Origin of the sequence: Escherichia sp. MOD1-EC7011, from assembly GCF_002965005.1 — a bacterium.
Taxonomy (GTDB): Bacteria; Pseudomonadota; Gammaproteobacteria; order Enterobacterales; family Enterobacteriaceae; genus Escherichia; species Escherichia ruysiae.
Genome location: NZ_PTRD01000020.1, coordinates 70,849 through 94,615, shown reverse-complemented (window position 1 = coordinate 94,615; position 23,767 = coordinate 70,849). Strand labels below are relative to the sequence as shown.

The following is a 23,767-nucleotide window of genomic DNA, read 5'->3' as shown; positions in this document are numbered from 1 at the left end:
GGTCAGGTACGCATTACAGGTGATGCGCGGCTCCGTGCCGCCAAAGCCGTCCGGCACTGACTGGTCGCAATTCTGGCCGATGACATACAGCGCCCATTTATCCACATCTGCCGCACCAAGACGTTTCCCCATGCCGTAGCGCGGGTGGGTCAGCATATCCCACAGACACCAGGCCATGTTGTTGCTGTATGCCGGTTTTAACGTTCCGTCCCAGATACCGCTGTATTGCCGCGTCTGCGGGTTATAATTCGACGGCACCTGCAGAATGCGCCCGCGAAGATGATAATTACGGCTCACCTGCTGGCTGCCGAACTGCTCCGAATCCACCTGCACGCCGACCAGTGCCGTGTTCGGGTAGCACTGTTTCACATCGATAATTTCGGTGTATGACGACCAGAGCGTTTTGTTCTGCAGCTGGTCTGTGGTGCTGTCCGGCGTCATCCTGCGCATCCGGATATTAAACGGGCGCGGCGGCAGGTTATCCACCACCACCGAGGCCAGATACTGCGAGGTGGTTTTGCCCTTAATGGTGATGTCTTTTTCCGTCACCCAGCCACCGTTACGCTGTATCTGAACCAGCAGGCGGACTTCCGACGGATTCCGGTCACCCTTTGAAGTGGTTTCCACCAGTGCCTGCACACCGAAGGTAAAGCGCAGTCGGTCGATGTTTGCCGACGTAATGGTGCGGGTGATCGGCGTGTCATATTTCACTTCCGTACCCAGCACCGTCTCGGAACCGGAGGATTCAAACCCCTCCGGCGGTGTCTGCTCCTGCTCACCTGCCCGGAACACCACCGTGACACCGGAGATATTGGTATTCCCCTCACTGTCCAGCACCGGCGTACTGTTCAGCAGCACGCTTTTTAACCCATCCACCGGACCTTCAACCGGCCCTTCGCTGATGGCATCGATCACACTCAGCAACTGCGTGGACTTCAGGTTGTCCTTCGCTTCGCGCGGGGTATGCCCCTTACTGCTGCCTTTACCCATTCGTCATGCTCCATAAACGACAAAACCGCCCGCAGGCGGTTTCACATAAAACATTTTGCATCAGCGACCAATCACCACAACCTGACCACCGTCACCTTCGTCTGCCGTGCTGATCTCCTGAGAAACCACCCGCGACCCCACACGCATTTCACCGTACAGAACAGGCAGAACATTGCCCTGAGCAACCATGTTATCCAGTGAGGAGAAATAGGTGTTCTGTTTGCCGTTATCTGTACTGGCTGCCGTGGGCGTCCTGGCTTTCGGTGCCAGCATCTGGGCCACACCACCCAGAATCATACTGGCCCCTGCCGCATACATGCCCGATACAGCCGCAGCACCCAGCCAGCCCACAGGGTTCCACCATGCCACCGCAATCAGCGCCGCCCCCAGCACCACCTGAAACACACCGCCACTTTTAGCTCCCGCCATACGCGGCACGATGTGAATCACGGCACCATTTTCCAGCGGCTCATTAAGACGGGCAGATAATTCATTTTCGCCTGCATCACGCCCGGCAATGCGCACCTGATACCAGCCCTCATTCAGTTTCTGGCGAAACGACGGAAGCTGCGTGGCCAGCGCCCGGATGGCTTCAGCCCCCGTTTTCACACGAAGGTCGATGCGGCGGCCAAATCGTTGTAAATCCCCGTAAAGGCAGATGCGTGCCATGCCCGGTGACGCCAGAGGGAGTGTGTGCGTCGCTGCCATTTGTCGGTATACCTCTCTCGTTTGCTCAGTTGTTCAGGAATATGGTGCAGCAGCTCACCATCACCACAGTAAATGGCGGCATGATTCGGCACCGATGAACCAAAACAGCACAGCAGCACATCGCCCGGCTGCGCCTCTGTCAGTGCGACACGGTAAAAACCAGTCGCCTCCATATTGTCAAGATAGAGATTCTGGCCGTTACGCCACCAGTCATCTCCGCGATGAAAATCCGGCATCTCAATTCCCGCCAGATGGTATGCATCCCGGAACAGCGTGTAACAGTCCGTCACCCCGTGCTCAAAGCGCCGCCCGGTAAGATGTGGCACACAGCGGAACTTGTGAATCGCCCCGCGGCAGACCAGCCACCACGGCAAATCACTCTGCACCTGCAGCCGCCGATCGGCCTCACTCAGCCAGGGCAGACCACCGGGGTGACTGTGGACCAGCGCCACAATCTCACCCTGCATTTCTGCCCGCAGCCAGTCCTCCGGAGCCATCCGGAAATACGCCTCCGGCTCACCGGAGATATTCACGCAGGGAAAATATCTTTCTCCCTCCGGCGTTCTCACCACGAAGCCGCACGACTCCACTGGCGCACATCGCCGGGCGTGCGCCAGAATCGCTGATTCTGTCTCTGTCATGGGATTTACTGCGAAAGTTTGTTAATGGAAAGGAAACCGCCAAAGTTGCCGACGTTATTGCGGAACTTACAGCCACTCAGGCATTTGCTGCATTTATCCTTCGTGATATCGGACGTCGGCTGGTCATATTCATCCGCGACCGCCGGACCGCTATAACCGCACTCATCACCGCGATAGGTCCAGGTGCAGGTGTTGGCCAGCATGATACGCCCCGGAAAAACAGCGCCATCCGTTTCCGTCGGCGTGGACAGTACAAAAGAAGCACTGACCGCACTCAGTTCACTGCACTGCTCGATGCGCCAGCTGCTGATCACCTCCTGCTCCGGGTCGGCATCACTGTTTCCGTTGACGAAGTTCACCGCATCCAGAAAACGGGCGTAAACCTTACGCCGGACCACCGTTCCGCCGACCAGACTCTGCAGATCTTCCGCCATACCGGTGACCATACCGTGCAGGTTAGAAACCGTCAGTGTCGGACGGGCAGCACTGCCCTTGCCGTTCAGTTCAAATCCTGTCCCCTGAATGGGGTATGCCTGATACTGCCGCCCCTGCCAGGTGACCGGCTCACCTTTTTCGTTCTGCTCATTACAGAAAAAATAACGTTCACCACCGACCTCTGTCAGATCGATTTCCCAGAGCACCACCTGGGCTGACTGAGTAAGGCGTGTCGTCTCATGATGTGTTTCCTGTGGAATATCCTGCATCAGGGCCTCCTATGCCACGACCTGTTCAAAATCTGCCGTTATGGTTACCCACAGCGCCCCCACGCTTGCCGACCATTTACGACAAACCACCCTGATCGGCTTCCAGTCATAAGGTGGCGTCCACTGAAATGCGCGGACGCCACCGTGCCGTTCCAGAAAGGCTTTTAAAGATGGGTGTTCACATTTACGAACACGTATCGTCACGCTGTAAGTCGACAACTGGTTATTCAGTCCCGCCGCACGACGCTGTTCATAACCATCGCCCAGCTTCACTGTCACCACTTTCGGCTCTGATACCACATTCATATCCGGGCGCACTTTCCAGTGAAACGTCTCCATTACCGATATGCTCCACTTAACCGACCACCATCACGGGCCTGCTGTTGCATAAAGTCCGCTGCCGCTTTTTTCCCGAGGTCATAAACCACCTTCAGGGCAGCCGGACCTATCTGCCCGTTCGTGCCATCGTTATTGATCTCGATGTTGTACTGCGGGGCAAACATCGCCATACCTGAACCACCAATATCCGCCACAACCCCCAGCTTACCGTCAGCACCACGACGCAGTGGCAGAATGGCTTCAGGTCCAGCTTCCCCCATCACACCCGCGCCTTTTGCAAAAGCAAAAAACGTCGGACGGTTAACCACCGTGCCACTGTAGCGACTCAAATCAGCCGACTGATAAACACCGCCATCAGCATTAGCTACAAAATCAAAAGGCAGCGCGGAAGCAATGCCTTTTACCGCTTTCATTAAAGCTATCTGAGCCATGATTCTGGACATATCTGACAGCACAGAAGAGGTGAAGGATTTGAAATTGAGTTTGCCTGTAGTACAGAATGTCGCCAGCCAGTCACTCATGCTACTGAACGCAGACGTGAACAACTGTTCCACTGTCCCGGCTGTGTTATCCGCATTCTCAGTGACATTCTGGAGTGCACGCAGGACTCCGTTTTTCCAGTCACCCTGAGCAATTTCAAGCTGTTGCCAGTAACGGCGATTCTCATTCAGTTGTCGGTTCAGGCTCTCCGTCAGCGCCTGCTCGGCCTTTCTGTAGTCATCCGTGTTATATGTCCCTTTCTGCTCACTATCCCGCCTCAACTGCTCCAGCTGTTGCTGGTATTTCTGGCGAAGACTCAGTTGTACCTGATATCGCTGCCGCTGCTGATCACCCATACCCACCGTGGCGATATCCAGGTCATGTTGCTGACGCTGAGCGCGCTCTTCTTCAGCCAGTTGACTGGTCAGCTGAATTGTTTTTTTCTTCAGATCGTTGAGTGCCGTCTGTTTCTGAAGCTCCTGCTGTTTTACATCCAGCAGCGTCAGTGCCTGAATCAGTTCATCTTTACGGGCCAGCACACTCTTTTCATCTGCCGTCAGTTTTTTCCCGTCCAGATCGCTGATGCGCTGCTGCAGAGCCAGAAGCTGTTTATGCGCTTCTGTCATCCTGTCAGTGGCAATGCCTGCTGACTGTCTTGCAGCAGCAATCTGTCCTTCCACCTGTGCCTGTTGCTGGCTGTACTGCAGCAATAACCGGGTGGCCTCATCATTACGGGTTTCGCGTGTTTTTTTCTTACCGGATGCCAGGGCTTTCTCGTAACGTTCATTTTCACGTTGTATCGCAGCATCCCTGACAGCCTGATCGGCGTACTGCATGGCATTAATACGCGCAATTTCACGCTGATGTCGTGCAGCTTCCGTTTCATTCATCCGATTCAGTGCAGCATTTTCAGCATTACGGCGTTTCTGTTGCTCCTGATAATTCCGCTCTGCCTGCTCTTTTGCATCCTGCAAATCCTTCTGGCGTTTTTTCTCCTGAAGATCGTTAAGACGCTGCTGATCGTATTCAACCTGAGAAGATGATGCCGTCCAGGGGAGTCTTTTCGCCCGCGACACTTTCTCCTGCAAAGTGGCAATCTGCGCATCCAGCGAATCTTCACGACCAATATTCATGGCCGCATCCCAGAACTGCTTCCACCAGTCAGACAAGGTTTGCAGCGTACTACCCAGCGCATTGAGGTTATTATCAATATCCGCAGTACGCCGACTGGTTTCCTCTGCCAGTGCAGACATGGCTATCCGTGCCGCATCACTGGACCGCCCCTGTTCCCCAAGGACGCGTATCTGCTCAAGCTGAGTGGCAGTAAGAAAATGCAGCTCATTGTCCAGAGCCTTCGCGGCATTTACAGGATCATCCTTCAGCCGCTTAAACTGACTTATGGTATCGCTGACCGACTGGCCAACCGATCGCTCCATCTGTGCGGCAGCTCTCGCCACCATACCGATATCGTTTCCACGAAATGCACCACTCCCCACCACCTGAGCCAGCGCACCGGCTGCAGCATGTTGCGTGATACCATTCCCGGAAATAGCACGACTGAGCGTCCACAGCTGCCCGGCAGTGACTCCGGCATAATGCCCCGTCAGCGACAGCTGGCGGTTAAATTCTTCCCCCTCCTTCTGACCGTCATACCAGGCTTTACCCAGACCATAGACAGCCGCGGCAATACCGCCAATAACCCCGCCCAGCATCATGCCTTTCGGTGACATCAGTGTGTCTATCCATCCGGCACGGTTAGCCAGCGTTATCCCGGATCCCCTCAGCGCCCCTAAATTGCCGCGAGCCAGTTCACCTATCAGAACGCCTATCTCCTGGCGGGCCGCTGCACTTTTCAGACCCAGCGAATGCGTGGCTTTTCCTGCCTGCTCCATTTTGCGGATATACACTTCTGCAGCACTGCTTACCCCCAGCTGAGCAGCCTTAGCACGAAGCAACTCAGAAGAAGAAAGATTCTGGCGGGTTGCCTGCTCTTTAAGCTGACGGATAAACGCCACTTTCTGTCGGGTAGCCTCTGCCTCAGCCTGCGTAAGAACACGGGTTTTCGCCGTAACCTCAGAAATCAGCGCCAGATAATCCTGCTGACCAATCCCGCCACTGTTTCTGGCCTGTCGGATCTGCTGCTGAATACGCTGTAATTCCTGCAGCCCCGCACTGGCCTGTTTCACACTGTCAATCTGACGATAAAACGCGGCAGCCGCTTTATCCTGAGCCTCCGCCAGAGCCATGGCCTGCGCCTGTTCCTCGCGCATTTTCTGGCTCAGTGCCTCCATACGCTGGCGGGTTTGCTCCACCTCGCGGGCCATGCGTTCATGAGCCTGTGCGCTCTTCTCCACCGTCTGCGCATGGACGGATGCGGCTGTTGCAGCCGAAGAAGCCGCCTGCATTGTCTGCCGGGCGGCCTGAGTCTGACGCTCCATAAAACGCTGCATACGGGCAGAAGACCGTTCTGCATCGCTGGCTGCACCATTCAGAAGGTTTTTGATACGGGGAATTTCATTTTTAAACTCTGCCGCATCAATCCCCAAATCAATGACCAGGTTGGCTATCTGGTCCATAACGCACACCTCCGGAAATACCTTCCCCAAGATGCATCAGTTCTTCGTCCGTTCGCTCCGGTATCCCGTTCTCTTCCGGTAAAAGGCTGAAATCAGCCACCGCAGCATCACTGCTACCGGACACCATTCTCACGATCAATGCCTTCAGCGAGGCAAACTGCGCATCCATCCACACATCACTGAAGCTCTGCATCCGGAAATAATCGCCCCACTCACCAAGCTCAGTGGCCGACATTTCCGACAGCATCCGCCGCCAGTCTGCCCGCCGGAACTCCCGGGCAAGCCGCATGACAAACTGCATTTCCCGCGTCAGGACTTTTCCGGCGTCAGCACCTCATGCTCCAAATCCCCGGCATTCTCAATGGCTCCCATACCGCTCAGCGACAGAACCATCTCCGCCCCCGCTCCCAGGGCATCATACGACCATGTTGTAATAACGGATGCGCAAAGCGTCTCAACATCCTGAGACTGTTCCGCATTCCACAGTGAGCGGGAAACCAGCCAGGCATTGATATCCATCCCCATCCGCAGAAAAGCAATCTGTCGTTCAGCCTCCGGCAGTTCTCCCTCTTCGGCATCAAACTTTGCCGTTCGCTGCTGAACAAACGCCAGATATTCAATTCTCTGCAGCCCGGACAGCTCACTGAGCACCACGGACTGCTTTTCATAATTAAACGTGCCCTGTTTCAGAAACATCATGTTCTCCACCTGCAAAAAAGCCCCGGATAACCGGGGCAAATGATGAGTATCGTCCTGTTAACCTGCGGCGCTGACAGCCACCGTAGCCACTGCCACAAAATCGCCGTCAGAAGTCATGCCCACAATGCTGACACTGCCCTGCTTCACGCCTTTCACCGTGGCCACAAGCCCGTTCAGGGTCACCGTGGCAGTCTGTGGATCTGTCGAATGCACACTGATCGCTTTGTCACTGGCTCCGTCAGGTTTTACTGTAAAGGTCAGCGTGGTGGTTGCTCCCACATTGACACTGGCGGATGCCGGTGCCACCGTCAGCCCGGTAACGCCCACGGTTTCAGTGCCCTCCTCTGCCAGATATGGACGCCCCACACCGCTGATTTTCACGGTGCGGGTCATCACGTCTTTTGAGGCAATGGTTTTACCCAGTGAACTCAGCCAGCCACGGAAAACATCAACAGTACCGTTGGGATATTTGATACGAAACGCGCAGACTTCACCGGAGTCGAACAACTGAACCAGTTTTTTCTGTCCGCTGTCACCCGGACGCCAGGCCAGCGTCGCCGAAGTATCACCGACGGATTTCTGCCCCTGGGTTGTTGTTTTCCAGTCTGCATCTTCATCATCGAGATAAGTGTCATCTTCTGCATCAGCGGTCATTTCGCCAGGTTGCAGATCCTTCACCATCGCAAGACGCAGCCAGTCAGTGTCCGACAAAGGATTCGCAAACGCATCGCCGTTGCCGGTATACATCCAGAACGTCGTCCCCGCACCTTTCGTCTTTGCCAGTGGATTTGGTGTGGTCATTACCACCTCCTTAATTCGTGTACGTAATCTGGTACGTGATTTCCGCCATCGCCCAGGTGGCCATCTCATTATCACGTTGATAGTTAAAACCGAGTGGGATCAGGGTGTCGATAAGTCCGGAAAGTGCCGGTATATCATTCAGGGCAGGAAAAATGGTGCTCTCCATCCACATATCCAGCTCTGAATCCGGTGCCTGTGCCCGGATGAAGACGGCAATATGCATAACAGCCTGCCAGTCATCTTCATCCGTCATTTTTCCGGTGTACTGAGCATCACTCAGCCACACCGCCACGGCAGGCAGTTCCTGCGCATCAATAAATGCCGGAAGCCCGTCAAAAAACGTGGCGCTGTCTCCACACTGTTCCCGAAGGCGTGCCAGTACGACCTGGCGGATTTGTGTATGTCGGTTCATCGGGTCAGCCATAATCTCAGTTGTTGTTTCAGTGCATACCCCAGCTGTTTCGGCATTTCCGCAGCAATGATGCGGTCGCGGGCATCTTCAAATGCCTGTGTCAGCGGTCCGGACAGCGGGATTTTCACTACCTCCACAGGAAGACGATTTTTTCTTGGCCTGCCCTGATGGTCATGCCCTGTTGCAAAACGCGCTTCAGGAAGACGCCTCAGAACATGCCAGCGGCCATTCGCCAGTTGCTGAACAAATGCCCCCCGGAAAAAGTATTTTCCCACTCTCAGTCCTTCACCAGCACGCCGCCGTGTTGTGTTCAGTTTGATGGCGGGCAGATTACCCCGGTTAACGCGGATCCTGGCCGTCATTTTTCCTGACGGACTGGCTTTAAACACCCGGACACGCTGACGTACCAGTTTCAGGGGGATCCCTTTCACCTGGTTATCTCCCGCAACGGTATTCCCGGCAACCTGCCGGGTGGCAACCGAGACCGCTTTCTGTGCCACACGGTTTATCGCCCATGCGCTGGCCTGTGGCACCATACGGGTATCAAGGCTGTTCAGATTGCGGATGGCATTCTCAAGCCCCTTCATCCCACACCTCTTTACTCAATAAAGATCATTGGCTTACCGTTAAAGCGTTCATGCCGTGTGACCGTCCATTGTTGTCCGTCATAAACAACGCGATCCCCGCGCCGTGGGCGGTATCCCGAAGAAAACACCACCAGAGAGACCGCAGGTCCGGACAGAGCATTCAGCTCTGCCAGTGTTTCTCCCGGGATCACAGTCATATCGACATCATTAATCGAGGCTGTCTTTCCCATCTTTCTGACCGTGATCGCATCCATACGCGCTGCCAGCCGGGAAAAGGGATCAGACATTGAGTTTTACCGGCACTTCTTCTGCACTGGTTCCGGCATCTGCCCAGACAACCCCGACCAGCGGATCAGAGCCGCTGTTAGTCAGCTGAACTTTTCCGGACTTCAGATAAACCTTCTTACCCGTTTTCATGTCATCCGTTTTCAGCTTAGGCAGCATAAACACACCTTCGGTCATGCCGTCGCCTGTTTCACCCTGTGGAATATCGGTCAGCGCCACCGCAAAAACATCACCCACCTGCACCAGATCTCCGCTGCTGATGGCTGCACTGGCAACAATCGCCACCGTTTTTCCTTCTTCTACAAAATTCTTTGCCATAACTGTCTCCGCACAGCCCCGTTCAGGGGCTGATTTCAGGTACAAAAAAAGCCCTTACGGGCCATCAGAGTTGTTGTCTGCGACGTTTACGCCGTACATTTCACCAGACCGCGGTGATCAACTGGCGCGACACCGGCGTCAATACGCACTTTCGTTGTCACGCCATCCACACTGAAGCCCTCCATCTGATCAATATATGGCGTATCCACACCGTTGAGATAAGCCACTTCAATCGTATCGGAGCCTTTTGACGCAGCCAGGTAGAAGGTGGTCTGGCTGTTATCATCAAGACGAGGCTCTGCAATAACGGTCGCAAAATCTTTCACCGGGTTAATAATACCGGCGTTAATGTCAGCCCCCTTGACACTTGAGGAGCGAATGACCTGGTTAGCAACAGACTCCATCGCCGTCGGTACCAGTACGAACGCAGGACGAATATTCAGATGACGCTCCCCCTCTTTCTGAACGCGCATCAACTGGCGGGCTTTATCCAGCGATGCCACGTCCATTGCAGCGCTCTCCAGTACGTTTGCATGTTTCGCTTTATCGAACAGACTTACATTATCTGTGGAGATTTTCGGGTTAGACGTCAGAATGGCATAAACCAGATCGGCAATAGTGGATTTCGCCGCACGGCCCAGTTTCATCGGGACATCGGTCAGCATATTCAGATCATCATTGATAATGGCCTGACGGGTGATACTGAACAGCTCGCCATAGGTCGCCAGTGCAATAGTGGCCTGTTTATCTCCGGTGGTGACGTATTTATATTCCGCCCCTTCACGCACCTGACGCAGAGCACTGAAGCCCCCCATACCCACACGATGGGCAATTTTAAAATCAGACAACTGACCTTTCCGCGTCCACTGTTCATAGGTTTCAGGAGCATCTTCCCAGCCCTGCAGAATGGCTTTGTTCGCAACATCCAGCAGAATATTACCGAAGTCAGACGTACTGTGTGTGAACGCCGCACCGACCATCTGCATCGGGTTATAACCGGAAACCCCAATACCCCGTTCAGTCAGTGACATACGGGCATATTCACGCAGGGTCATCCCGTTGTAGACATTATCACGTTCGGTTTTTTCAAATCCGGCACGCGCCATCAGCGCCTGGCGGATCCCGTCCCCCACAAAATTACCGTTACCGGCATAAATATGAGCCGGGGTATTTTTATTGGATGGCGTGGACTCGCGCCCCATCTCGTTCAACAGCTTTTCGCGGGCCTGCTCCAGCGAACATTCAGGATCGGCAAGACACTGAGCCTGCAGCGTCTGATAACGCCCGCCAAACATGGCAAACAGATCATTAATACCGTTTACACGCGCTTTTTGCTCTGCCAGTACCTGCGCACGGATACTGTTTTCATCCACCATGGGTGCTGCTGCCTGCACTGGCGTCCGGGAGGCTGCAGGTTCATTATCCTGTACGCGTGGAGCACTGTTGCGTGGCGGAGTAATCATGTTTCGAATGGATTCCGGCATCTTTTTAAATTCCTCTGTACGTTTTGACTGAATACATGCCATTGCCTTAACGGCTGGCGTCACCTGATCAGCAAATCCATGTGCCAGACATTCGGCACCGGACATCCAGGTCTCATCTGCCAGCATGGCAGCAATTTCATCGGTGGTTTTCCCGGTTTTCTGTGCATAAGCGGGTAACAGAACCGCCTCAACTTTATCGAGCAGGTCGGCATAGGTGCGCATGTCCTCCGCATCACCGCCCGTAAAGCCAAATGGTTTATGAATCATCATGAAGGTGTTTTCCGGCATAATGACCGGGTTTCCCACCATCGCAATGACCGACGCCATTGACGCCGCCACACCGTCGACATAAACGGTAATGGACGCACCATGTGTTTTCAGCGCATTAAAAATGGCGATGCCTTCAAAGACATCGCCACCCGGTGAATTGATATGGAGATTAATGTGGGTGATATCGCCCAGTGCATTCAGATCACTGATAAACTGCTTCGCTGTAACACCCCAGAAACCAATCTCGTCATAAATATAAATATCCGCGTCACTCTGGTGACCAGCCTGCATCCTGAACCAGGAATTATTCTTCGGACTGGTCGTCGGTGTGCTGCGGCTCCTGTCGTTTCGTTGCGGCACTGCTGCCTCCTTTATCACTGGCCGGATCGGTATCAAATACCAGATCCAGCTTGCGGTTTTCATCAATTTCGGCCTTGCGCCGACGTTTGACATCATCCGGATTACGACCACCTGCACGTACCCAGTCTGATTCTGTCGCTGCTCCACCACGAATCTGAATTTTCCAGGCCTCAGCCTCCTTAACAGGGTCAATCCACGGCATCACCGGTCCGGAATACACCGCGGTATACAGTGAAGAACGGTCAAGATCGCGGGGTAGTCTGATAACACCGGATGCCACAGCCTGTTTCAGCCAGGCACGATACATCGGGCGGGTGACGGCACCAATAAACCAGTCCTGCAGGATCAGGTAGCCATCAGTGGATTCAACCAGCTCCTGACGCTGGGCGCTGTAAGTGCCGTTATAGTTGCGCGCTGTACTGGAAAAACTCAGACGACTGCCCGCCGCCACGGCACGCAACTGACCATTACGAAAAGTTTCAAGGTTAGGATTGGGACGATCCGACTTCACCATTCCGATTTCTTCGCCGGGTTTCAGATCGTCGTAAATAATGCCTGGCTGAATGGTAAGCTCGCGTTCCTTATCCTTGCTGCCATTACCATCCGGTTCATAGCTCTGCCCGTCGCCTTTGCGGATGTACATCCCCAGAGCAGCGGCGATCCTTGCTGCAGTCAGCTCAGAATCTTCATACTCTTTCAGGGCACTGAGGCGGATCAGCACACCGGACAACAAAGACGTCCCGCGCATCTGGTGCAGACGGCGAACAAATTTAAGATGCAGCATTCGCTCTGCATCCACTTCTTTGGTTTCCATCTGCCGTCCGGATACGGGACGGCTTTTATACACCAGATATTTTTCGGGACGCCCCCAGTCATCAACAAACACGCCCTGATTCAGCCTGTTGCTCTCATCACTGGTCATGGGAATAAAGTCCGGCTCGAGCGCCTCCAGCCAGAAATGAACACCGGCAGAAGGCGTCAGGCTGTTTATGCGCCCGGAAACCATCTGGGCAAACACCTCACCATCGCGCAGCCAGGTACGCAGCATCAGACGTTCCAGCATCGGGCGGGTGAACTGCCCGGTGACTTCCGGACTGACAGACCATTCACTCCATCGGGTGCGTATCTCCGCTGCCAGGTCACGGGCAATGGCCCCATTGCGTAATACCGGATGTGGCTCGACAATAATCCCGTTTTTCCCCACCACCCGTTCTTCCAGCTTGTCAAATACACCAATAACCAGATCGTGGTTGTTATCAAGGTAACGGGCCTGCTCACGTAACGACACGGCCCCGTACTGGCTTAACTGGTCGGCAGTTCGGTTTTCCCGCCGGGCTTTGTGTGTCCGCGTCGTTTTTACGGCCTCATAAGCCTGGATCACCGCACGGGAACGCAGCCTTGCCGCTTTCCATCCAGGTGAAAAAACGCCAATCACATCATCAAGAATTGCCATCAGAACCTCGCCAGCCGGTACCCGGGATGCCCCCGTCGTCGTGTAATCAGAGCCGCAAGGCGGCGCTCCCACTCCTGCCGCCCCTGCCGGATCTCAGATAAGTTTTCCATGGTCATCTGCTGACCATTAAAAGTGACGGATTTTCCGTCCAGCACCGCCATTTCAGCTTCCGTATAACGCTGAATCATGGCTTCGATATCATTCTGGTTCATAACCATCCTCCGGAAGTCAGCCAGGGGTTAACATCGTCAGTTACTGTTTTCTTCCGTTTTTGTTTTTTAACAGGCGTGGATACCGGTTCCGGTGAGGATGACGGTTCGGTACTGTCCTGGACACACTCCAGCCAGGTTTCCCGGCTCGCCCACTCCGGTGCATCCGGCCAGCGGATCTTTTCGTATCCATGCAGAATGACCAGAGCCTCGGCATACACCATCAGGTCAAAAGCTTCGTTGGCACCGCGACCCGGCTTACTCCATTTCCCGTCACTGCTCCGCTCTTCATACGTCAGTTCGTCGTAAAACCAGCTCCCCAGCCAGTCAGGGAAATGCACATAGCCGGGACCTGGCGAGTCACGCCATAACGCGTTATTCACCCGGTCTTTCAGGTCATCCGTCTGAAGAAGCCAGAGCGGTACATCACCTGCGGCCTGCGCCCGTCGGCCCGTTCGTCCGGTGTTATCAGGGAATGTACGGGTGATCAGTTTTGCGCGCCGGATGCTGTCGCCCTTAAACAGGTAAATACGTTTACCAAGGCCATCACGACGGCAACGACGCCAGAATTTATAGGCATTATCAGTGACCCCGTCTTCACCGCCGGAGTCCACCGCCATTGCCATCAGTCGCATTTGTTGAGAAGGATCGGAGGCCAGCGGCCAGCTTTTATGAAAAACATCCGTCAGCAGGACATCCCAGTCTTCCGGATAGCTGGCCGGATCAATTCGCTGGCTCTCCCCGTCGCTGTCACCGCGCAATGACTGCGTGATGTTGTAACGATCAATAATCCAGCGTTCGCCACGGCTGCCATAGCCCGTTACCTGAACCACAAAACGGCGATGACGTCCCGCCTGCACATCCACTGTCGCCACAAGGAAATTAACGCCATCCGGCACACTGCGGGAAGGAACTGGCTCTGCCCGCTGCTCAAGCAGTTCACTTTTTCGTTGCTCCATGCTGGCGCGGGGAAGATAAGGTAATCCCCAGTCGGTATTGATAACCGCCCTGAGTGTTTCTTCGCTTCCTGTCGCTTCATACTCCTGTTCTGCAGTCAGTAATTTGTAAACCAGTTGCGCCCAGGTCTGATACGCAGCAGCTGGCCCTTCCATCCAGAAACTGGCGATACGGGAGCGGCGCGGTTCACCGGAAACGTTGCCGTTACGATCAATGACCTGACCTTCACGCAACCAGACTCCTGCACTATTGAGCTCACGCTTTTTCTCCGCAGTGATAATGCCGCTGCAGTGCGGGCAAAGTAGATACGCCGCCTCACTGGCTTTAAAGGGATCCGGTTCATTACGGTAGCCGGTCATGGTATCCATGGCTGGCTGAAAATATTCACCGCAGTGCGGACATGGCCAGTACCAGCGGCGGCGGTCACCACGATTGTAAAGGGAAAGAATACCAGTCGTCGGTGGCGCTTCATGAGGCGACTTACGTCGCCATTTGCTGTCGCAGATGTCACGTCCCGGCGAGCTCTCCACCAGAGTCATCCCGGCGGACATAAATGTGGTGGTACGTTTTGAGGCCAGGGAGAAACCATCACCCTCGCTATCGATATTCTCCGGAAAACGGTCGTAATCGGTTAAGGCGACAAACCGGTAATCCGACGACGACATAATGTTGACCGAGGGCCAACCAATTTTAAGGAACGAGCCATCCCTGAACGTCTTATCATGGACATTATTGTCGTTACGACGTGGACTCATTCTTTTCTTTACCGCCGCACTGCTTCTGAACGTTCTGTCGAGGCGCTTTTTAGAATGCTCGCGGGCCTTATCTTCGGTCATCTGCACAACGAGCATGTCCGAAGGATCGCAAACGATGGTATAGACAATCCATCCATCGATCAGACCAATGGTCTTCCCTGTTCGCGCAGGACCAACAAAAATCACCGCATCGTATTCACGCGATGCCAGGCAGTTCATGGGCTCAATGATGTAGGGTGTCAGTTCAGGATCCCATGGCACCGAGTTACCAGCCCCCTTGGGAACACGCATGAATTTTTTAACAGCCTCCGAAATCGGCATGCGACGTGGTGGGGAAAATCCTGCCGATATGTCCCTTCCCAAATTTCGGGCTGATGAAAAACCCATTATTCCTCCTAGAGACTCTCTCCTTCCTCATCAGGAATTAATTCAGCAGCACAAGCCTCGTAGGATTTTTCCTGAAGAGTGTATCGCAGGTCATCAATGGCCTGCTGTACAACGCCGACGGCCTGAGGAGTCAGGGCGCAATCGCGTTCAAGAACATCCGGAATTGTCTCCAGAACCTGGACGACAGCCTTTCTCATGGACGAATAGACGATGACTACTTCATCAACTGGGATGAGTTTTCGCTGCTCCTTTTCCAGCTTGATCCTTTCATTTTCAGACTGGTACCAGTCCTTTCTCTCTTTCGGCTCCATACGGGATGGATCATGAACAGAGTCTGCTGCCTCATGCTTCACACTAAACAGGGCGGGCCCGACATGCTGCAGGGCGTAAACGGGGTTCCCCCTGACAGTCGCAGCCACAGGAGTGTTGGCCGCGAGGAGCCGTTTTTTTACTGTGTCCCGGTGAAGCCCAAAGGCCTCGGCGATTTTAAAAACACTCCAGTAATAAGCATCACCGATCCCGCTCACATTTGACATAAGCAACTCCATCTGGCAGGTGAAAATCAGGTTTATTTATATATTTCAATTAATTGCAAACTGGTCTAATGACAGGGAGAAAAAAATATTGTACAGGTGAAAAGAGAAATAACTTTTAACTATCAATAAATTACCAAACATGCTGCCGCCGCCATGGAAATGCAAAAACTAGCCTTTTTCCGCGACGCTCCCGCCCCGTGGCAGGCCACCCCACCGGGAGGACCCGTCAGCCTGACAGCCATGACGAACGTCTTATACAGCCCTTGCATGAATGGCATCGGGATAATCCAGAAAGGAATAGCATCGACCCACAAGAATCTGTGTGAGTGTCCTGTTTCTTCCACCCCCGCACAGGACTGGCGAGCATGAGGGACAACCCCGCGAACCATAACCGCGCTGATGACAGGACTGGCCCGGCTTGTATTGCTTCCAGCCTTCGCTTTTGTGGCTTTTGCAATAGCCTGACGGATCTGTGGTGGTATTGCGGTAGCCGCGAACACGGCAGGTTTTTGGGGTTCGTGGGGGCATATGTACTCCAATGAAGAAGCCACCAACATAGCCTCCTCCATTCATCGTGAAACTATTTTCATCTACCCAGTAATGAATTCTTTGAAGAGTCGAGATCAATACAACTCACTGATGGGAGAGGCTTGTCTCACACGTGAGACAAGCTTCCTGTTTGATTTACTGGACACTATAGAAGGACAGAATGCCTTCCTCACTCGAATCACATCAATTAAGGAGGTTCAACATGTTTCATTCCACAAGTCATCAGGCTGTAATTATGGCAGCATCAGTTTGTGCCACAGACCTTTTCCGCTTCACTTTGAGCCTGATTCATTTCTACCTGACCGGCTCGCCTCTATCTTTCTAATCCCCGATTTATCCAAATTTCACTGCCATAATGCCGACATTCTCTGCCATTGTTGGCTCCGTTTATCCGTTAAAAGGGATATCAGTTAAGTTATCCCGTGCAGGGTATAAGCCATTATCAAACCCACCCGTAGATAGGCTTTGTAATGGCTACTTCTTCAGAAATGATTCGATGAATTCACGTCGAGGATGACGATAGTTCAGAATATCTTCTGGCATCCTCATAAAGCGGTTGTTGCCGTCTTTGGCAGTAACAAAACAGCTGTGAACTCCGCAGACATCCGTTTTGATCGTGTCGCTATACTCAAAAAGCAACTGAGCCATCTTCTCTTGCCATTCTGGAGGCATAGCCTCCATGAATACTCGCGGCATCACGCAGAACGACGCATGCGTAAGACCAAACCACAGTTGCAGGTCTTTACGATATTCTTCATCCATCGTCTTTACCTTTGTTGCAATAAAAAGCCCCGCGAATGCGAGGCTAAATCCTGGTGTTTGTGATGACTGGCTCTTATCTAAACGCAGCCCCTTACCGCGCGCCAAATGCTCAACTTTAAGCATCAGCAATGAGATGTTTAATCTGGATTCACTCCAGAAGTGATCACCACCCTGTCTACAGAACCAGATGTGAAGGATGATGAGTAAAATTATCTCTATCATCGAAGGCATTGCGTCCTGATATATTCCTGAAGCGTTCTCAGTGCTGTCTGGTCTCTGATGATTCCGTCCCGGATACCGAGAACGTTTCGTCCAGCAACTGGAGAGAGTTCGACGGTGGCATCATTGCCCATACCGGAGGCGCTGGAGGTTTCGGCTGAGGATGGCACAGGGCATTTTCCTTTGACGAACACCCGACCACCATTATCAAGCTTGCGCCGAAGAGCATCATTTTTAGCTTTCGCATCAGCTAACTCCTTCGTGTATTTAGCATCGAGTGCATCAGCAGCACGCTGGCGCTGCTGCATGTCAGTAATGGTGGCGGTCGCCTGCTTCAGCTCACTGACTTTTTTATCACGCTGTTCTTTATAGGCGATGGCGTTATCACGATAATGATTGACCGCCCACGACAGGCAGACGATGATGCAGATAACCAGAGCATAAATAATCGCGGCGACTCTGCTCACTGATCTATCCCCCAACAGGCTAATGCGCTTTCCTGGTCACGACGAATAACTTGCCCATAGCAGTTATTTGAACGTATGCGGCAATCGCGCCCACCATCTTTTATCCACCAGCGAATCGCCTCGCATGCACCTTTACGATCACCAGCATTCAGCCGCTTATAAAACGTCGACGGAAAACACTTACCGGGGCCAATGTTATAGGGACAAAATGACGCGATACCCGCTTTTTGTGGCTCGGTCAGTGGTACTTTAATATTGCGCTCCACCCATGCCAGCGCCTTATCACGCTCAATGGCGTTGACCTGGTCGCATTTTTCCTTCGACAGTTTCATACCGGGAAAAACGGGTTTTCCATCCACCATCGTGGCACCCCGACAGATGGTCCAGATGCCGGACCCATCGCGGTATGCCGTTGTGTGGTTACCTTCTTTTTCATCCAGAAACTGGTCGAGAATATCAGGCGCGGGCGCACCGACGGCAATCAGTGCCAGAACGGCAGCCGACAGGCCGTATCTGATTTTTGCGTTCATGGATATTTATCAGGATTTATCGGTTTCTGCCCACGGACAGGTTTATCTGTTCCGGTCAGTGACTTAAGGTTGTGATTCCGGAGGAGTCTTCAGAGAACCAGTAATCCTTCCCGGTAGCTTTCCTTTGTAGGTTATCCATACATTCTGCGCCTCTAAAATTACGGGGCGCTTTTCCGGCGACTGCTCATCCCCTTCACATAACCCGGCAGCGACATCCAGGAAGACCTGTCTGATGCTCATTCTGGCCGCTGCCTCATAAAACTCCAGCGCAGCACCTTCAACACGGTCCAGCGAGATGTCCAGGTCAAAAATTTCACCGTCAAAGCGTTCTTTGTCCTGTAATGCTAAAGTTACCGTAACTTTATTCTCAAAATTGCGGATCCCTTTCACAATCAGTTCATAGTTTTGAGTCATTGAATTACTCTCCCCGTGCAGCCTTACGCTTGTCTTCTTTAATCTTGAAATAAAGGTTTGTCAGATACGTCAGCAAGCCAAATACCAGACTACCCAGCACACCTATTGCCGCCCACTGTGAGGGCGTGACTTTATCGAGCAACTGTAAAAACCAGTACCCGGCACTACCTGCTGAGGTGCCATAGGCGACACCCGTTGTTAACTTATCCATGGATTTCATAACCCCACCTCGCAGATGCGGGTGCTGTGTAATGGAAATAAAAAGGCCACCTGACGTGGCCACCAGATTATTTCCCCACCAGCTCGTTTATCTCTGTCACTGTCTGGTTAAACCGCTCTGACTCAAGCTCAACACCTAAGGCCCGACGCCCCAGCGCCATTGCTGCTTTTATTGTGGAACCGGATCCCATAAAAAAATCAGCAACCAGATCACCTGGTCGACTACTGGCATTGATTATTTGCCTGAGCATATCCGCCGGTTTCTCACACGGATGTTTCCCCGGGTAGAACTGAACGGGTTTATGCATCCAGACATCGGTATAAGGCACGGAGACTGATACGGAGAAATAGCGCCGGAGAGATTTAAACTCATCCAGCAATTCAGAATATTTGCGATTCAGTGAATCATAAGATGCCACCAGCTGGTGGTGTGGTTGTTCCAGTTGTTGTTCCTGAAACTTCTCTGCCGCTATACGGGAAAACAGTGCCTGTAACTTCCGATAGTCAGCCTCATTCGGCAACTGCCACTGACTGGCACCAAACCAGTGGGAAACCATATTTTTCTTACCTGTGGCTTCGGCAATTTGTTTTGCCGTTATACCCAGTTCGGCACGAGCATCCCTGAAATACGATATCAGCGGTGCCATTATGTGCTGTTTGAGTTCCCTTTCTTTTGCTGCATAGCCGTCACTTTTGCCGCGATATGGCCCCTGGTAATGTTCAGCAAACAGAACGCGCTCTGTGGCAGGAAAATATGCGCGCAGACTTTCTTTATTACACCCATTCCAACGTCCGGACGGCTTCGCCCAGATGATATGGTTAAGCACGTTGAAACGTTCACGCATCATGATCTCAATATCAGATGCCAAGCGATGCCCACAGAACAGATAAAGGCTTCCGGCAGGTTTTAACACCCGCCAGAACTGGGCCAGGCAGTGGTCCAGCCACTTAAGGTAATCTTCGTCCACTTTCCACTGATTGTCCCAACCGTTGGGTTTCACCTTGAAGTACGGCGGATCGGTAACAATCAGGTCAATGGAATCATCAGGCAGGGACTGAATAAAATGCAGGCAATCAGCGTTGATTAAATCAACACTGTTTATTTTTACAGTATTTTTCATGGATCAGTAAGCGTAACTCTGGTAGGCTCACTCTGCTTTTGCGCTAAAGCAGTGGGCCGTGGTTCGCTTGTGACCAGTAAGCATGAGCGAATGGCTGGCAGGTGCTACCAACACCCACCAGCCGCCCATTTTCACAGCAGGAAACCGCCATTACTGGCAGCGTCTGAATTTATTCCCGTACCCGCCGTTATCCTTCGCCAGACCCGCCAGAACTAACTGAGTCAGTATTAACTGGCACCGGGCTTCGCTTACTCCGGTAGTTCTCGTCATCATGCGTGGCGTTACCCACTTGTCAGCAGGTAAGAAATGAAGGACTGCGGCGGCGGTTTCTGTCATATCTTGCTGTTTTAGCATGTCTTTTTCCCTTCTGGTTAACATGACATACCAATAACTCTTGTCTAAAAAGCCAGCAAGATAAAAAGTCAGTATTCACGACCACCAGCGTGTTTACTGTACTGCACCAAGTTTACAGGTACAAAAAACCCGCTCAGTGGCGGGTTTAAGTTGTGTGTCGAAGTAACCACTCTTAACACACTAATAGCATTTTTGTTATAACACAAGTAGCTCATTCAGTATTTTTAGAATCTTGACTTTCTTAAGCACGGCGAACTCTGAATACCAAACATAAAATCAATTATCTTCCAGGCCGGATGCTATCAACGATAGCCTCTCAAAAAACGCTGTAGCAGCCTTGTCCAAAGTTGAATAAGTACTGTATTCTCCGTGTTCGGGACCAACCACTACCCATGGTCGTCTTTTTGGGATTCGGGACTTCTCAGAAATCACTGTTCCAGATATACCAATATCAATTGTTACACCTGTTATTATTTTCTCTTCATCTCTTTCCCTGAACTCAATTGCCATAAATGCCGTTTTTTTTCGTTTCCCGTTTTTAAAAAAATCAAATAAAGCAAAGCGATGCTCATTAAAATCAACACCCCATCGTCCTTCAGGATAAAGGGCATGAAAGTTGTCATTTACGCTCTGCATCGTCTCATAAGCTTTAACTTCTAAATCTCCATAGTGCATAGATACCGCGCAGGAGTCACTGGGTAACTGTATTTTCCCAAGATTGAAAACCTTTACTGCTCCAGAACTATGGCATCTTGCCCGCAATTTATCCCCATTTATACTAATCGGAGAAATATTCCTTAATGTTCCGGGCTGGCTCCCTCCTAAGTAAACGACTGTTAAAGATAGCTTATTTTCAATTGCATCAACTAATACATGCTCTACATTTTTATCCATAATAACCTCCCAATGAACAGGTATCATCAGGAGGTTATAATAAAATATGATTATTTACTTTGATTGAATTTATTACTATATGTAACAATCAATTTCTAAAGATACCCCCAACATTGCCAGACAACCGTCAATAAACCCTTCAGCTTTCTGCAGTCTGATAACAACCTGATTAAGTGATATCCCCAGTTTTACCCCCAACGCCCGTAATGTAACCCCATACACATAATACATTTCCAGTAATTCGTATTGATACGGTTCCTTTTTCTTAAGAACTGTCATCGCAGAGCTAATGATCAGGCCATCGTCATCGCTACATTGCGGGCGGGATTTTACTTTCGAAGGAATTAATCCCTTAAAACCTGCAGCAACAGATGACCATTCCACATCCTCGTGATTATTTGCCACCCATGCCCCCCAACGTTCAAGAACCATTTGAATATCACGCATCAACTTTCTCCACAAAATCAGGCCAGCACGCCTATTGCCAGCGCACGATCGATAAAACGAAATATCAGCTCCAGCTGGGAGCCATACTTCTCTTCAAATGCCACGGTATCCGCATGCAGCTCGTCGTGATGCTTTCTGCACAAAGGCAACACAAAGAGGTCATGCGCTTTTGTAGCCATTCCACCCTGACCGTGACCTATCAGGTGGTGGGGATCATCAGCAGGCTTACCACAACATGCACACGGCTGTGTCTTAACCCAGCGCGTGTACTTTTCATTAACCCAGCGGCGACGTTTTGGGCGTAACATAAAAGACTCCGGCGACTCCGGATCCACTTTCAGCGCCAGCACCTTTTTCACTTTATCCTGGATGATGCTGGTGGCAGGAACCGAAGGCACAAGGTCACTTTCCCGGGTAACAGACGGCACAACAGGCTTCGGTAATCTCAGTGCCTTACGGGCTGCACTTTCCGGTAAGGCATCCGCCAGATCATTACGAATCAGCCACCAGCACAGTTCCGGCATTGTCACAACGTGACTATCATCAAAACCGAGATCCCGACGCACAACAGACAACACCCAGCGGGCACAGTTATCCGTTGCCATTGATTCCAGCCGTTCCGTGAACTGATCGCGCAGCTGGTTATCGCAGTGCCAGCACAGACGGATTGCACCCGGAGCGTGTCGCATTGTGGTCATGTTCTCGCTGTGCCAGTCGGAATGAGGCCACTGGCAGCCTTTTTCACGAAGTAACCAGCTTTCAAGACATTCCACGCCACCAGCACGACGGATCACTGCCTCATTGCGGAACACGGCCCGAACGGCAGGATCATCCGCCAGCGGTTGTGATGCCGCCGGAACGGCACCACTGGCGAAAGATGAGTAACCTTCCGGCTCAGGCTCCAGCAGAACACGCCCCTGCATAAACAGGGGCATCAGCTCTGAACCTGGCCTGAACAATACGATCCCCATACGCGGGGCAATTTCAGGGGTCAGTAGTGCTCTCACGGTCACCTCAATGAACGGTATCGAGCAGCTTTAACAGCTCAGGGAATCGGGATTCGAAGAAATGCGGCTGCGTCTCGCGCGGATTTGCGGGACTGGTGATGTTTTTGCCGAACATGCAGCCTTTCGCTGTCAGCGACCAGAATTTTTTGATGTTGTTAATCGCAGTGCGGCTGTATCGTTCACGTTGTTCAACGATCCCCAGCTTCGCCATCTGGTGATATGCCTGATTAGCTGTCAGGCGGATACCATACTGCTTCAGCAGTGCACTCAGCGACAGCGTGGGGCGACTTGAGCCATCAGGCGCGTCAGCAGGAGCATCAATGGCATAGCGCGGTGCCAGATTCGGTAAGCCAACAGCCTCCTGAAGCTTCTGACAGGCTCCAAGCACTGATGAGTTAGACAGATTTAATTCCCGGCGCATAAAGTCCAGCAGGATCACGCCAGCCTGCATCTTGTCAGCAGCCTGTCCGGATAATTTTTCCGGTGCGCTGGTTACCATGTCGAAAGTACGGATCACCTTCAGATGGAATGACGGGCTGATCCACATTGCATAGGCATACACCAGTTCTTTGCAGACATACGTCCCCTGGTTATTTCCGCCATTAATGACGCTAACTGGTTGATTTTGTTCCAGAGGCGGAATTCCACCCTCGGTGAAAAGTTGTTCAATCAATTCACAGGTTTGCTTATTGGAGAGCCAGTATTTCGGGCGGTTTTTTTGTTCTCCCCCGGCAGCCCTGTGCAGATCGTTCAGGCTGTAACGCCCATAAGCATCACGACGAACTTCAATACCATCAATGACCATCAGATTATTCATACTTCGTTTCTCCTCT

At 52.3% G+C, this 23,767-nt stretch carries 28 protein-coding genes and 3 pseudogenes; all 31 read right to left on the bottom strand.

Translation table 11 applies throughout. From position 1 onward, the window contains the following. Nucleotides 1-990 (bottom strand): annotated as a pseudogene (locus tag A7098_RS10085) (host specificity protein J); the annotation flags it as partial. Nucleotides 991-1,050: 60 nt separating this feature from the next. Then, the gene (locus A7098_RS10080) at nucleotides 1,051-1,698 is read right to left on the bottom strand and encodes a tail assembly protein (protein ID WP_021538849.1); all 648 of its coding nucleotides are present in this window, start codon (nucleotides 1,696-1,698) and stop codon (nucleotides 1,051-1,053) included. Further along, nucleotides 1,596-2,339: a C40 family peptidase gene (locus A7098_RS10075; RefSeq protein WP_014639529.1), complete on the bottom strand. Its 744-nt coding sequence runs from the start codon at nucleotides 2,337-2,339 to the stop codon at nucleotides 1,596-1,598. Before A7098_RS10075 ends, A7098_RS10080 begins: the two co-directional genes overlap by 103 nt. Before the next feature lie 5 nt (nucleotides 2,340-2,344). Then, a complete protein-coding gene (locus tag A7098_RS10070) occupies nucleotides 2,345-3,043 on the bottom strand; it encodes a phage minor tail protein L (protein WP_001529533.1) in 699 nt (232 codons plus the stop codon). Nucleotides 3,044-3,052: 9 nt separating this feature from the next. After that, nucleotides 3,053-3,382 carry a phage tail protein gene (locus A7098_RS10065; RefSeq protein ID WP_000447253.1) on the bottom strand — a complete coding sequence of 110 codons (330 nt, stop codon included), beginning with the start codon at nucleotides 3,380-3,382 and terminating at the stop codon, nucleotides 3,053-3,055. After that, a complete protein-coding gene (locus tag A7098_RS10060; RefSeq protein ID WP_089641423.1) occupies nucleotides 3,382-6,438 on the bottom strand; it encodes a phage tail tape measure protein in 3,057 nt (1,018 codons plus the stop codon). The genes A7098_RS10065 and A7098_RS10060 overlap by 1 nt, the downstream gene beginning before the upstream one ends. Next, nucleotides 6,410-6,739, bottom strand: a complete 330-nt coding sequence (locus tag A7098_RS10055; protein WP_001161009.1) for a phage tail assembly protein T — start codon at nucleotides 6,737-6,739, stop codon at nucleotides 6,410-6,412. The genes A7098_RS10060 and A7098_RS10055 overlap by 29 nt, the downstream gene beginning before the upstream one ends. Before the next feature lie 8 nt (nucleotides 6,740-6,747). Next, entirely contained in the window at nucleotides 6,748-7,134 is a 387-nt protein-coding gene (locus A7098_RS10050; RefSeq protein ID WP_001300035.1) for a phage minor tail protein G, read from the bottom strand. Between the two features lie 60 nt (nucleotides 7,135-7,194). Beyond that, nucleotides 7,195-7,938, bottom strand: coding sequence for a phage tail protein (locus A7098_RS10045; RefSeq protein WP_000211124.1), 744 nt, complete (start codon nucleotides 7,936-7,938; stop codon nucleotides 7,195-7,197). A gap of 10 nt (nucleotides 7,939-7,948) precedes the next feature. Further along, the gene (locus A7098_RS10040) at nucleotides 7,949-8,350 is read right to left on the bottom strand and encodes a phage minor tail U family protein (RefSeq protein WP_089641422.1); all 402 of its coding nucleotides are present in this window, start codon (nucleotides 8,348-8,350) and stop codon (nucleotides 7,949-7,951) included. After that, the gene (locus A7098_RS10035) at nucleotides 8,347-8,937 is read right to left on the bottom strand and encodes a phage tail protein (protein WP_000677120.1); all 591 of its coding nucleotides are present in this window, start codon (nucleotides 8,935-8,937) and stop codon (nucleotides 8,347-8,349) included. Before A7098_RS10035 ends, A7098_RS10040 begins: the two co-directional genes overlap by 4 nt. A gap of 11 nt (nucleotides 8,938-8,948) precedes the next feature. Next, the gene (locus A7098_RS10030; protein ID WP_001283153.1) at nucleotides 8,949-9,224 is read right to left on the bottom strand and encodes a DNA breaking-rejoining protein; all 276 of its coding nucleotides are present in this window, start codon (nucleotides 9,222-9,224) and stop codon (nucleotides 8,949-8,951) included. Next, the gene (locus tag A7098_RS10025; protein WP_001097050.1) at nucleotides 9,217-9,540 is read right to left on the bottom strand and encodes a DUF2190 family protein; all 324 of its coding nucleotides are present in this window, start codon (nucleotides 9,538-9,540) and stop codon (nucleotides 9,217-9,219) included. Before A7098_RS10025 ends, A7098_RS10030 begins: the two co-directional genes overlap by 8 nt. 86 nt (nucleotides 9,541-9,626) lie before the next feature. Continuing rightward, nucleotides 9,627-11,654 (bottom strand): ClpP-like prohead protease/major capsid protein fusion protein, encoded by a 2,028-nt coding sequence (locus A7098_RS10020; RefSeq protein ID WP_105280738.1) that lies wholly within the window; start codon nucleotides 11,652-11,654, stop codon nucleotides 9,627-9,629. Next, nucleotides 11,599-13,107, bottom strand: a complete 1,509-nt coding sequence (locus tag A7098_RS10015) for a phage portal protein (RefSeq protein ID WP_000985947.1) — start codon at nucleotides 13,105-13,107, stop codon at nucleotides 11,599-11,601. The genes A7098_RS10020 and A7098_RS10015 overlap by 56 nt, the downstream gene beginning before the upstream one ends. Further along, nucleotides 13,107-13,319 carry a hypothetical protein gene (locus A7098_RS10010; protein WP_001072975.1) on the bottom strand — a complete coding sequence of 71 codons (213 nt, stop codon included), beginning with the start codon at nucleotides 13,317-13,319 and terminating at the stop codon, nucleotides 13,107-13,109. Before A7098_RS10010 ends, A7098_RS10015 begins: the two co-directional genes overlap by 1 nt. After that, entirely contained in the window at nucleotides 13,316-15,415 is a 2,100-nt protein-coding gene (locus tag A7098_RS10005; protein WP_089641420.1) for a phage terminase large subunit family protein, read from the bottom strand. Before A7098_RS10005 ends, A7098_RS10010 begins: the two co-directional genes overlap by 4 nt. 8 nt (nucleotides 15,416-15,423) lie before the next feature. Beyond that, nucleotides 15,424-15,951, bottom strand: a complete 528-nt coding sequence (locus A7098_RS10000) for a DUF1441 family protein (RefSeq protein ID WP_001389340.1) — start codon at nucleotides 15,949-15,951, stop codon at nucleotides 15,424-15,426. A gap of 378 nt (nucleotides 15,952-16,329) precedes the next feature. Further along, a pseudogene (locus A7098_RS23955) lies at nucleotides 16,330-16,479 on the bottom strand (HNH endonuclease); the annotation flags it as partial. 495 nt (nucleotides 16,480-16,974) lie between these two features. Further along, nucleotides 16,975-17,262, bottom strand: a complete 288-nt coding sequence (locus A7098_RS23950; protein WP_000343116.1) for a hypothetical protein — start codon at nucleotides 17,260-17,262, stop codon at nucleotides 16,975-16,977. 81 nt (nucleotides 17,263-17,343) lie between these two features. Beyond that, nucleotides 17,344-17,493 (bottom strand): annotated as a pseudogene (locus A7098_RS23945) (lysis protein); the annotation flags it as partial. Next, nucleotides 17,481-17,948, bottom strand: a complete 468-nt coding sequence (locus tag A7098_RS09985; RefSeq protein WP_001377819.1) for a lysis protein — start codon at nucleotides 17,946-17,948, stop codon at nucleotides 17,481-17,483. The gene A7098_RS09985 and the pseudogene A7098_RS23945, both read right to left, overlap by 13 nt. Further along, on the bottom strand, nucleotides 17,945-18,478 hold the full coding sequence (locus A7098_RS09980; protein ID WP_000992100.1) for a lysozyme: 534 nt from the start codon (nucleotides 18,476-18,478) through the stop codon (nucleotides 17,945-17,947). Before A7098_RS09980 ends, A7098_RS09985 begins: the two co-directional genes overlap by 4 nt. A 63-nt stretch (nucleotides 18,479-18,541) precedes the next feature. After that, nucleotides 18,542-18,892: a YdfR family protein gene (locus A7098_RS09975; protein WP_089559395.1), complete on the bottom strand. Its 351-nt coding sequence runs from the start codon at nucleotides 18,890-18,892 to the stop codon at nucleotides 18,542-18,544. 4 nt (nucleotides 18,893-18,896) lie between these two features. Then, nucleotides 18,897-19,112, bottom strand: a complete 216-nt coding sequence (gene essD / locus A7098_RS09970; RefSeq protein ID WP_000839596.1) for a phage lysis protein EssD — start codon at nucleotides 19,110-19,112, stop codon at nucleotides 18,897-18,899. Nucleotides 19,113-19,179: 67 nt separating this feature from the next. Continuing rightward, a complete protein-coding gene (locus tag A7098_RS09965) occupies nucleotides 19,180-20,232 on the bottom strand; it encodes a site-specific DNA-methyltransferase (protein ID WP_000799674.1) in 1,053 nt (350 codons plus the stop codon). Nucleotides 20,233-20,382: 150 nt separating this feature from the next. Beyond that, complete coding sequence (locus A7098_RS09960) at nucleotides 20,383-20,586, bottom strand: hypothetical protein (RefSeq protein ID WP_000917724.1); 204 nt, start codon at nucleotides 20,584-20,586, stop codon at nucleotides 20,383-20,385. 276 nt (nucleotides 20,587-20,862) lie between these two features. Beyond that, nucleotides 20,863-21,480 (bottom strand): hypothetical protein, encoded by a 618-nt coding sequence (locus A7098_RS09955; RefSeq protein ID WP_000360282.1) that lies wholly within the window; start codon nucleotides 21,478-21,480, stop codon nucleotides 20,863-20,865. A 75-nt stretch (nucleotides 21,481-21,555) separates the two neighbouring features. Continuing rightward, nucleotides 21,556-21,927, bottom strand: a complete 372-nt coding sequence (locus A7098_RS09950) for an antiterminator Q family protein (protein WP_001204813.1) — start codon at nucleotides 21,925-21,927, stop codon at nucleotides 21,556-21,558. Nucleotides 21,928-21,944: 17 nt separating this feature from the next. Next, entirely contained in the window at nucleotides 21,945-22,934 is a 990-nt protein-coding gene (locus tag A7098_RS09945; RefSeq protein WP_105280737.1) for a DUF968 domain-containing protein, read from the bottom strand. Between the two features lie 7 nt (nucleotides 22,935-22,941). After that, entirely contained in the window at nucleotides 22,942-23,751 is an 810-nt protein-coding gene (locus A7098_RS09940; RefSeq protein WP_001061378.1) for a KilA-N domain-containing protein, read from the bottom strand. Nucleotides 23,752-23,767: the final 16 nt, after the last annotated feature.

Bases quoted from the DNA above. Each gene is read 5' to 3' on its own strand.
- A7098_RS10060 (WP_089641423.1), bottom strand. From the start codon at position 6,438: ATGGACCAGATAGCCAACCTGGTCATTGATTTGGGGATTGATGCGGCA.
- A7098_RS10080 (WP_021538849.1), bottom strand. From the start codon at position 1,698: ATGGCAGCGACGCACACACTCCCTCTGGCGTCACCGGGCATGGCACGC.
- A7098_RS10010 (WP_001072975.1), bottom strand. From the start codon at position 13,319: ATGAACCAGAATGATATCGAAGCCATGATTCAGCGTTATACGGAAGCT.
- A7098_RS10005 (WP_089641420.1), bottom strand. From the start codon at position 15,415: ATGGGTTTTTCATCAGCCCGAAATTTGGGAAGGGACATATCGGCAGGA.
- A7098_RS09955 (WP_000360282.1), bottom strand. From the start codon at position 21,480: ATGGATAAAAATGTAGAGCATGTATTAGTTGATGCAATTGAAAATAAG.
- A7098_RS10070 (WP_001529533.1), bottom strand. From the start codon at position 3,043: ATGCAGGATATTCCACAGGAAACACATCATGAGACGACACGCCTTACT.
- A7098_RS10015 (WP_000985947.1), bottom strand. From the start codon at position 13,107: ATGGCAATTCTTGATGATGTGATTGGCGTTTTTTCACCTGGATGGAAA.
- A7098_RS09975 (WP_089559395.1), bottom strand. From the start codon at position 18,892: ATGACTCAAAACTATGAACTGATTGTGAAAGGGATCCGCAATTTTGAG.
- A7098_RS09940 (WP_001061378.1), bottom strand. From the start codon at position 23,751: ATGAATAATCTGATGGTCATTGATGGTATTGAAGTTCGTCGTGATGCT.
- A7098_RS23950 (WP_000343116.1), bottom strand. From the start codon at position 17,262: ATGGATGAAGAATATCGTAAAGACCTGCAACTGTGGTTTGGTCTTACG.
- A7098_RS10050 (WP_001300035.1), bottom strand. From the start codon at position 7,134: ATGTTTCTGAAACAGGGCACGTTTAATTATGAAAAGCAGTCCGTGGTG.
- A7098_RS10065 (WP_000447253.1), bottom strand. From the start codon at position 3,382: ATGGAGACGTTTCACTGGAAAGTGCGCCCGGATATGAATGTGGTATCA.
- A7098_RS10075 (WP_014639529.1), bottom strand. From the start codon at position 2,339: ATGACAGAGACAGAATCAGCGATTCTGGCGCACGCCCGGCGATGTGCG.
- A7098_RS10040 (WP_089641422.1), bottom strand. From the start codon at position 8,350: ATGAACCGACATACACAAATCCGCCAGGTCGTACTGGCACGCCTTCGG.
- A7098_RS10035 (WP_000677120.1), bottom strand. From the start codon at position 8,937: ATGAAGGGGCTTGAGAATGCCATCCGCAATCTGAACAGCCTTGATACC.
- A7098_RS09965 (WP_000799674.1), bottom strand. From the start codon at position 20,232: ATGAAAAATACTGTAAAAATAAACAGTGTTGATTTAATCAACGCTGAT.
- A7098_RS10055 (WP_001161009.1), bottom strand. From the start codon at position 6,739: ATGCAGTTTGTCATGCGGCTTGCCCGGGAGTTCCGGCGGGCAGACTGG.
- A7098_RS09950 (WP_001204813.1), bottom strand. From the start codon at position 21,927: ATGCGTGATATTCAAATGGTTCTTGAACGTTGGGGGGCATGGGTGGCA.
- A7098_RS10000 (WP_001389340.1), bottom strand. From the start codon at position 15,951: ATGTCAAATGTGAGCGGGATCGGTGATGCTTATTACTGGAGTGTTTTT.
- A7098_RS10025 (WP_001097050.1), bottom strand. From the start codon at position 9,540: ATGGCAAAGAATTTTGTAGAAGAAGGAAAAACGGTGGCGATTGTTGCC.
- A7098_RS09960 (WP_000917724.1), bottom strand. From the start codon at position 20,586: ATGCTAAAACAGCAAGATATGACAGAAACCGCCGCCGCAGTCCTTCAT.
- A7098_RS10045 (WP_000211124.1), bottom strand. From the start codon at position 7,938: ATGACCACACCAAATCCACTGGCAAAGACGAAAGGTGCGGGGACGACG.
- A7098_RS10030 (WP_001283153.1), bottom strand. From the start codon at position 9,224: ATGTCTGATCCCTTTTCCCGGCTGGCAGCGCGTATGGATGCGATCACG.
- essD (WP_000839596.1), bottom strand. From the start codon at position 19,112: ATGAAATCCATGGATAAGTTAACAACGGGTGTCGCCTATGGCACCTCA.
- A7098_RS09980 (WP_000992100.1), bottom strand. From the start codon at position 18,478: ATGAACGCAAAAATCAGATACGGCCTGTCGGCTGCCGTTCTGGCACTG.